Source organism: Phormidesmis sp. 146-12 (assembly GCF_052939495.1).
In genome coordinates, this window is sequence record NZ_JBJPHS010000022.1 from 29,927 (window position 1) to 39,196 (window position 9,270).

Here is a 9,270-nt window from a genome sequence, read left to right on the forward strand (position 1 = left end):
AAGGTTACTGCTGTTTGCGTCGCTTAGTCAATTTCAACTTCTGAAGGCTTAATTGCTCTAGTTCCTGTGCTTTGGTTTGCTGGTGTTGCTGCTCGGCTGCAACGATCCAAGTCATGAGTTCTTTTAACGGCACCTCCGGTTGTTCGACAATTCGGCGTAAAACCGTTGAAAAACACTGTAGCCATTGATTCATAACGTCGGTATCCAACCGAGCCGGGTCATACAACAGTTGCAGCGACAACTCTGTTTCGGGAATCACTCGCACGGTGAGTGGATAGCCATTATTCACGCTGGAACTGACTCGCTGAATGTCTAACTGAGTCGATCGCTGTCTTAGGGATTCATCGATCGGGTAATTCTCAAACACAATCAGGCTCTCAAATAGCGGTAAGCCCGGAGCAAGATCGCTCCACCGCTGAATTTGTACCAGTGGCGTGTATTCATACTGTCGAGCTTCACTTTGTTGAACTTGGATTGCTTGAAGCCAGGGAATGAAAGCAGCATCCGGATTAATCTGCACCCGCACAGGCAGCGTATTGATAAACATTCCAACCATAGAATTTGAGTCAGATAGCGTCACCGGACGACCTGCTGTTGTTGCACCAAATACTACATCCTCGCTGCCACTATGATGACTCAATAACAGTGCCCAAACTCCCTGAATCAGCGTATTCAGTGTTAGTCGATGCTGTTGAACTAGGGATTGCAGGGCGGTAGTTGTTTCGAGTGTGAACGATCGCGACAGAATTGTGGCTTCACTGGCTCGATCGACGTTGGCTACCGAGTCGCTGAATCGGGTTGGCGCAGTAAATCCTTGCAGCATTCTACGCCAGAAAGTTTCGGCTGACGCAAGATCCTGGTTGATCAGCCAGGTGATGTAATCCCGATAGGGACGAGTCGGCGGTGCAAGTACTGATTGTCCCTGATAGAGCCGTTCATAGGTGGCGAACACTTCCTGAAACACCAGCGGCACAGACCATCCATCTAAAATTAAATGATGGAAATGCCAGATAAATCGGTAGGTGTCTTCTGTCAACCGGATCAGGAAAATCCGACTCAGTGGGGCTTGATGGATTTGAAACCCACGCTGTCGATCGTCTTTCAACAAAGCGGCAATCTGGGCTTCCTGCTGTTCTGAAGACAATTCGCGCCAGTCTGCTTCCTGCCAGGATACGGAAGTCCGTTGTCGCACAACTTGCAAGGGTCGATCGAGTCCTTCCCAAATAAAAGCAGTCCGAAAAACAGGATGGCGATCGAAGATCTGCTGCCAGGTTTGTTGAAGAATAGCGCTATCTAATTTGCCGCACAAACTAAATGATAATTGGGTGCTGTAGAGTCCGTGACCTGGCGCATACAGCGTGTGGAATAAAATTCCCCGCTGTGCTGGAGAGAGCGGATACAGATCTTCGATTGTGCGATCGCTGCCAACCAACTGATCCAGCGTTATTTGATCCAGTTCTGCGAGCGGGAAGTCTGAAGGAGTGTTCCCTCCAGCACCAAGAGACAGGCAATGATCGATCAATGTTCTCAGGGATGCGACAAAGGCTTGCATGAGCGCAGCGATCGTGGCAGATTGATGCACTGCTTGACTGTAGGTGCAGTTGAGATGCAGTTGTCCTCTTGTGACTCCAGCCTGAATGTCTAATAGATGATAGCGACTACTGGACAAACTTTGCAGGGGTGCAGCAGACTCCGGCGCAAGCTCGAACAGGGAAGACTCTGGCAGCAACTGATCAAACTGACCCAGATAATTGAAGCTAACTTGGGCTTGAGGCAGCGATCGTAGTGGTTCAACGGTGTCTTGATTGAGATAACGCAGCACTCCATAGCTCAATCCACGAGTAGGAATCCGGCGTAGCTGCTCTTTAATTGATTTCAATGCCTCAGCCGGATCAGTGATATTTGTCAAATCTAGCTGTACTGGAAATAGCGTGGTAAACCAGCCAACCGTGCGCGATAGGTCTATGTCTTCCCAAAGCTGTTCGCGTCCGTGACCTTCCAGATTGACCAACAACCGGGAAGTTCCAGTCCATTGAGCGAATGCCTGAACCAGTGCGGTTAGGAGTAAGTCATTGATTTGAGTGCGATAAACAGCAGGCACCTGCTGCAACAACGCCTGTGTTTCTGCCTGATTCAGTTTAACGGACAGTGTATGAGTGTTGGCAACAGTGTTCATTCCATTTGGGAAATCGATCGGAATTGGCTCTGTTAGGCTAGGAGACAGCCAATAGGTTTGAGTTTGTTGTAATTCCTCAGACTGTGAATAGAGTTGCAACCGTTGCGCCCACTGCTTAAAGGCGGTCGTTTTTGCAGGTAGCTGCATGATGCGTCCCTGAATCTGCTGCTGATAGAGCGTTTGAAAATCTTCTAACAAGATGCGCCAAGACACCCCATCTACAACCAAATGGTGGATGATAAACAACAGACGACTAGCTTGATCAGCCCCAAAATCAAACCAAACTACCCGCATCAGCGTTCCTTCTGTTAGATTCAGGCTGGCTTGCAGTTGCTCGATCGCTCCAACCATTGCACTATTTTGCTGTATATCTGGTAGTCCAGAGAGATCGACCACTGCACAGGGATTAGGTGATGATTCTGCATTTACGGCTTTCCAATCGTTTCCTTCCTGGTAAAAATGCGATCGTAGAGCGTCATGATGGTTAAGTAACTGCTGTACCACCTGTTTGAGAATAGTAAAATCCAGTCGCTGATGCACTGTTAGCAATACTGCTTGATTCCAATGATGTGGGTTTAGCAATGACTGCTCAAAAAACCAGTGTTGAATCGGGGTCAGTGACAGTGAACCCGTGACTAAACCTTGGTCAGCCGTTGTGTGCAGGGCAGTGCCAACGACCGCTGCTAACTCCTGGATGGTCTGATGTTGAAACAACTGCTTGGGAGTGAAGTGCAATCCAGCTTGATTTGCTTTTGCAATGATTTGTAGGCTGAGAATGGAATCCCCACCCAATTCAAAAAAGTTGTCCTGCACTCCGATCGTCTCGATCGCCAACACCTGTGACCAAATCTCCACAAGCTGCTGTTCTATGAGCGTTTGGGGAGCGATGTAGCGAGTGATTGACCTCGATCGAGCTATCTCCGGTGCGGGTAGGGCGCGGCGATCGGTCTTTCCACTAGAAGTTAGCGGCATCTGTTCCAACCAGACGAAGGCTGAAGGAATCATATACTCTGGCAATCGCTGGTTTAGCCAGTTTCGCAGCGTCTGAACTGCAATTTCCTCAGCATCTTGCAGAACTCCATAGGCAACTAGGTATTTCTGTCCGGTTACTTCTTCCCGCACCACCACTACCGCTTCCCGTACTTGGGGATGCTGACTCAAAACCGCTTCTATTTCACCTAACTCAATCCGAAATCCCCGAATTTTGACTTGATAATCCGTCCGACCTAAAAATTCAATCGCTCCATCTGTTCTGTAGCGAGCTAAATCTCCTGTGCGGTAGAGCCTTGCTTCCGGCACGTCACTAAAAGGATGGGGAATAAATCGCTCTGCCGTGAGTGCCGGACGATTGAGATAGCCTCTCGCTAGACCCATCCCGCCAATATAAAGCTCACCGGGAACCCCAATCGGAACGGGCTGCAAGCATGGATCAAGTAAATAAATCTGTGTATTGGCAATTGGGTGACCAATCGGAACGGTGGATTGTCCAGAATGACGATCGCACTCCCAGTACGTTACATCGATCGCGGCTTCTGTAGGCCCGTAGAGATTGTGTAGGGCGGCATTTAGTCGCTCAAAAAAACGATTTTGTAGTTCCACAGGTAAAGCTTCGCCACTACAAAAAACCTGCCGAATGCAGCCACAATTTTCCGGTAATTTTGGCTCCTCTAGAAAAGCCTGAAGCATAGATGGAACAAAATGCAGCACCGAGATATTCTGTTCTGCAATTAACCGAACAAGATAGGCACTGTCTTGATGTCCACCCGGTTGAGCCATAACTAGACAAGCACCCGTAGTCAGCGTCCAAAAGAACTCCCAGACGGAGACATCAAAGCTAAAGGGTGTTTTTTGAAGAACGCGATCGTGGGTCGTTAACTGATACGCTGCTTGCATCCAGCAAAGGCGATTATCAATGCCTCGATGAGTATTCATCACACCTTTCGGCTTGCCTGTGGAGCCAGAGGTGTAAATCACATACGCTAAATTCTCTAAACTAGCAACAGGGTCAGGATTAGTAGTGCATTCCTGAGCAATCTGCTCCCAATCGGTATCCAGGCAAAGAATTTGCCCCTGAAATTCCGAGACGATCGGCTTCAAATGCTGTTGGGTTAATAAAATCGGGACTTGAGCATCTGCCATCACAAACGCTAATCGATCAGATGGATAGTCTGGATCAAGGGGCACATAGGCTCCACCAGCCTTAAGAACTGCCAGCAGTGCGATCACCATTTCTAGCGATCGCTCTAGACAGATTCCCACTCGCACCTCTGCTGTGACTCCCATTTGACGCAGAAAATGAGCTAGTTGATTGGCGCGAGTGTTTAACTCTCGATAGGAAAGCTGTTGCCCTTCAAAGACAACTGCGATCGCATCAGGAGTTTTCTCGACTTGTCTTTCTACCCGCTGATGCAAACAAAGCTGCTCTGGATAAACAACCTGCGTTTGATTCCAGTCGATCAGGACTTGCTGTTCTGCTGTGGTCAGTAACGGTAGTTGACTAAGGCGCTGCCGTGGATTGGTGACAATTCCTGCCAACAGCATTTGCAGGTGTCCGATCAATCGCTCTATTGTATCGGCTGCAAACAAATCACAGTTATATTCCAGTCCGCCTAACAATCCCTGTTCAGTTTCACTGAAGAGAAGCGATAAATCAAACTTGGCAGTGCTACTCTCCAACGGTTGAGGAGTGATTGTTAGCTCTGGTAATACCAGCGCAGTTGTCGGCACATTTTGCACTCCAAACATGACCTGAAACAGGGGAGCATGGCTCAATGTTCGCTCTAAATTAAGCGCCTCAATCAGTTGCTCAAATGGCAGATCTTGATGGGTGTAAGCCTGCAAGGTCACTTCTCGCACCCGCGCCAGTAACTCACTAAATGGGGGATCGCCCGATAGATCCGTTCGCAAAACCAGTGTGTTAACGAAGCAGCCAATCAGGGATTCTGTTACGCTTTGGGTACGATTAGCGATCGGCGTACCAACTAACATATCTGTCTGCTGAGTGTAGCGATAGAGCAGCGTCGTGAAGGCTGTCAGCAGGGTCATGAATAGCGTAGCGTTGTGTTGTTGACTCAGTTGCTTGAGCTTGGTAGTGAGAGAAGCCGAAAGTTGCAGCCAGCAGGTTTTTCCCCGAAAGGTTTGAACCGGAGGACGCGGATAATCGGTGGGTAGCGATAACAGTGGGGGTAAAGACTGTAGGTGTTGTTTCCAGTAGGATAAATGTGTGTTCAGTCGATCGCCCTTGAGGGATTCTCGCTGCCAATAAGCAAAATCGGCGTATTGAATCGGTAGTTCCGGTAACGGAGAAGGATTGCCCTGAGAAAAAGCGCGGTAAAGAACCACTAATTCACGCATCAACACCTGTGCTGACCATGCATCCGAGACGATGTGATGAATCGTACATAAGATAACATGCTCAGTGGATTGCAACCGCAGCAGTGTGATTCGTAAAAGCGGAACCTGACTCAAATCAAACGGTTTTTGAGCCGTTTCGATCGCAAGGTGCTGAATTTCTGTTTGCTGTTGAGTCGTGGATTGTTCAGATAGATCCACCACAGGAATATTTAGACTGACAACGGGATGAATGACTTGAAGCGGTTGCCCTTGAAGCGTGGTAAAACTGCTCCGCAACACCTCATGACGGCGTAAAATTTCATTCAAACTCTGCTCCAACGCTGGAATATTCAAACAACCTTGCAAGTGCAGAACTGTGGGAATGTTGTAAACAGCGTTCTCTGGTTCTAGCTGATTCAAAACCCACATACGCTGCTGCGAAAAAGACAGCGGGTTTCCTACCTGTGCAGGACAACGAGCCACGATCGACTGCTTATCAGAATCTATAAATTCGCCGCGCAGACGCTTTTCCAGCAGGGCGCGTTTTGCGTCTGAAAGCTGCGATTTGCGAGTTGCGATCGAGTCATTGTGCTGCATGATTCTACCCCCTCTTCTGGACAAGTTCTTGCGCTTCTGTTTCGGTTAGTTCTTCTATTTCCGCCAGCAGGATTGCCTCGATCTGCTCAGCGACCTCTGCAACTGTATGTGCCTCAAAGAGTTGCCGCAGTGGGAGTTCCACTTGAAAGGTCTGGCGTAGTCGAGCCAGTACTTGAGTTGCCAACAAAGAGTGTCCACCTAGCTCAAAGAAGTTGTCGTAAACGCCAATCATTTCCACCCCTAGAATTTCTGACCAGATAGTAGCGATCGTCGCTTCAACCGAATTGCGAGGTGCAACATAAGATTGGACAGATTTGGCTTTCTCAGGTGTAGGCAGCGCATGATGATCAACTTTGCCATTGGCAGTCAAGGGCAACGCTTTTAATTCCACAAAGGCGGCGGGAATCATGTATTCCGGTAGCTTCTGCTTCAGAAATTGCCGCAGGTCTGACACAGGAATTGAAGCCTGTAGTACTACATAAGCAACCAGTACCGGATTTTTCGGATCGTCTTCCCTCAACTGCACGACGGCTTCTCTCACCTCTGGATGGTGTAGCAATCGCGCTTCAATTTCTCCCAGTTCAATCCGAAATCCATGCAATTTAACTTGCTGGTCAACGCGCCCCAAAAACTCCAGGTTGCCGTTGGGCAGATATCGAACGAAATCTCCAGTTTTGTAGAGCCGTTGATCAAGCTGATGAGAGACAAATTTTTCAGTTGTTAAATCAGAACGGTTCAAATATCCTCGCGCTAGTCCTGCACCAGCGATATAAAGTTCACCTGTGGCTCCGATCGACACAGGATGTCCGTGACTATCCAGAACATAAATCTGCGTGTTGGCGATCGCTCGTCCGATCGGCACTGTTTCCGAAATGCGGTTCGCTAAATCCTCTGGCTTAACAGCATACGTGAGTACTCCCACCGTTGTTTCCGTCGGCCCATAGTGATTAAAGATTTCGCAGGTGGGCATCTGTTGTTGAATCTGCTCAATTAAGCTCCAACGGCAAACTTCTCCGCCCAAAACTAATCGCTGTCGGGGCAAAATTTTGGTGGGATCTGGACAATCGAGTAAAGCTTGTAGATGGGAGGGAACGATCTTGAGACAGTCGATCGAATGTTGGCTAAAATATTCAGCCAGTGCTTGAGCATCACAGGCGCGGTCAGCCGCAATGATGTGCAAACAGCCGCCGCTACAGAGACAGGGAAACAGCATTGTGTAACTGAGGTCTGCTGCCAGCGTGGACACGATCGCATAGCTGGCGTTAGGTGGAAAATTTAACTGCTCTGAAATGCTGTGCAGGTAGTTGAGAATCTGTCGATGTTCAATCATCACTCCCTTAGCTTGTCCAGTCGAACCAGACGTGTAGATAATGTAGGCAGTGTTGGTCAGAGCGATCGCAAGATTGAGATTCTCAGGACTGTGTTGAGCGATCGTCGCCTGGTCGTGATCCACACAGATCACCTGCGGCAGGGATTCAGGTAGGCGATGCAATAACAATTTCTGAGTGAGGACGATCGGCACCTGAGCATCCTGTAACCGAAACTCCAAGCCAGCAGTTGGCAAGGCTGGATCTAGCGGCAGGTAAGCACTTCCTACTTTCAGGATTGCTAGAATTGCGATAATTAGCTCTAGCGATCGCTCCAGATAGATCGCAATTGGAATATCTGGTACAGCCCCGCATTGTTGCAAGTAATGAGCTAATCGGTTAGCTTGATTGTTTAATTCTTGATAAGTCATTGAGTGATTCTCAAATACCAAAGCAATGGCATCGGGAGTCCGCTCAACTTGCTGTTCAAATTGCTGAGGCAAAGATACATTGAGTGGGTAGGCAACCGCCGTATTGTTCCATTGAACTAGCAGTTGATTGCGGTCTTCTGCGCTTAGAAGATTAAGTTGAGCGATCGAGCGTTCTGGTTGAGCAGTGGCACTTTCGAGTAGAGTTTGTAGCTGAGATGCAAGACAGGAAACCGCTTGAGTAGAAAACAGGTTGGAATTGTACTGCAACTCGATAGTTAGATGACCTGCTTGCGTAAAGCTGCTGAGTTTTAGATCGAAGCGATCGCTATAAACCTGCTGTCGCTCAATTTCCCAGGATAGTTCTGGCACAGATTGGGATAACTGCTCAAAAAACTCAAAGCTTAAGGGAAAGAATTCTTGATCCTTCAATCCATCAAACCTGTCCTGCCACTCCTCCATCGCCTGCCAGGTTTGATGAGTTTGACGCAGCACTTCGCTGAATGAAATCCCTTTGGTTAACTGACTTTTTAATGGTAGAGACTGGCTCAATAAACCAACAACAGACTCTAGTTCTTCATACTGTTGATAGCTCCAAACGACTCCGATCGTGATTTCTGCTTGTCCAGTCAGTCGTTCAATTAACACCTGCCAACACGCTAGTAAAAAGAGTGCGATCGACACACCATACCGCCCTGCTGTCGCTTGAATTTGAGTGTTAATTTCAGGCGAGAGGGGAACAGAATAAACCTGTGGCTTAAATGAAGTGATACCATCTGAGATCATTCTAAATGGCAACTTTAATGAGGTTAGCTGCGAATGCTGCCAGTACGATTCCGCAGTGTTATTTTCTTCTAACAGTTCATTCTGCCACTCTGAGAACTGTACATATTGCACCACTTCCTCTGATGAAATTTGATCTATCAAGTTATGCGTGTAAGCTTGAAATAAATCCTTTACCAAATTTTGTAAACTTCTCGAATCTGCACAGAGCGCAGGCAATGTCAGGATCAGTAAGAATTCTTGGGGTGACAGTGCAAGTAAGAGCGATCGCAACAATGGCAACTGTTCTAGACTCTCGAACTCGCCTTGTTCTGCTTCGATCAAGGATTCGATTTGAGAAGCTTTAGCTTCAACGCTCAGATCACAGTATCGCCAGACGATTGAAGCTACAGGATGAATGATTTGCAGCGGTTGTTTCATCCCAGCCCGACGACCAAACGTAGTTCGTAAACTGTCGTGGCGATTAACAACAGCTTGGAGAGCAGCGTGTAGGCGATCGACATCAATCTCTCCGTTTAACTGAATCACACATTGAGCGATATAGCGATCGCCAGATGCCTGTAGCCTCCACAAGCGCTGTTGTTGGGGAGACAATCTGTATCCTGTAATGATTGGGTCTTGCATAAATCTATCTCTCTTAACTCAG

General features: G+C 48.0%; 2 protein-coding genes. Both read right to left on the minus strand.

Going from position 1 to position 9,270, the window contains the following annotated elements:
• Nucleotides 1-4: 4 nt before the first annotated feature.
• Nucleotides 5-6,106, minus strand: coding sequence for an amino acid adenylation domain-containing protein (locus ACKFKF_RS12025; protein WP_446867923.1), 6,102 nt, complete (start codon nt 6,104-6,106; stop codon nt 5-7).
• A 4-nt stretch (nt 6,107-6,110) separates the two neighbouring features.
• Complete coding sequence (locus ACKFKF_RS12030; protein WP_446867924.1) at nt 6,111-9,248, minus strand: non-ribosomal peptide synthetase; 3,138 nt, start codon at nt 9,246-9,248, stop codon at nt 6,111-6,113.
• Between the last annotated feature and the right edge of the window lie 22 nt (nt 9,249-9,270).

Coding starts and splice junctions, on each gene's coding strand:
- ACKFKF_RS12025 (WP_446867923.1), bottom strand. CDS start 6,106: ATGCAGCACAATGACTCGATCGCAACTCGCAAATCGCAGCTTTCAGAC.
- ACKFKF_RS12030 (WP_446867924.1), bottom strand. CDS start 9,248: ATGCAAGACCCAATCATTACAGGATACAGATTGTCTCCCCAACAACAG.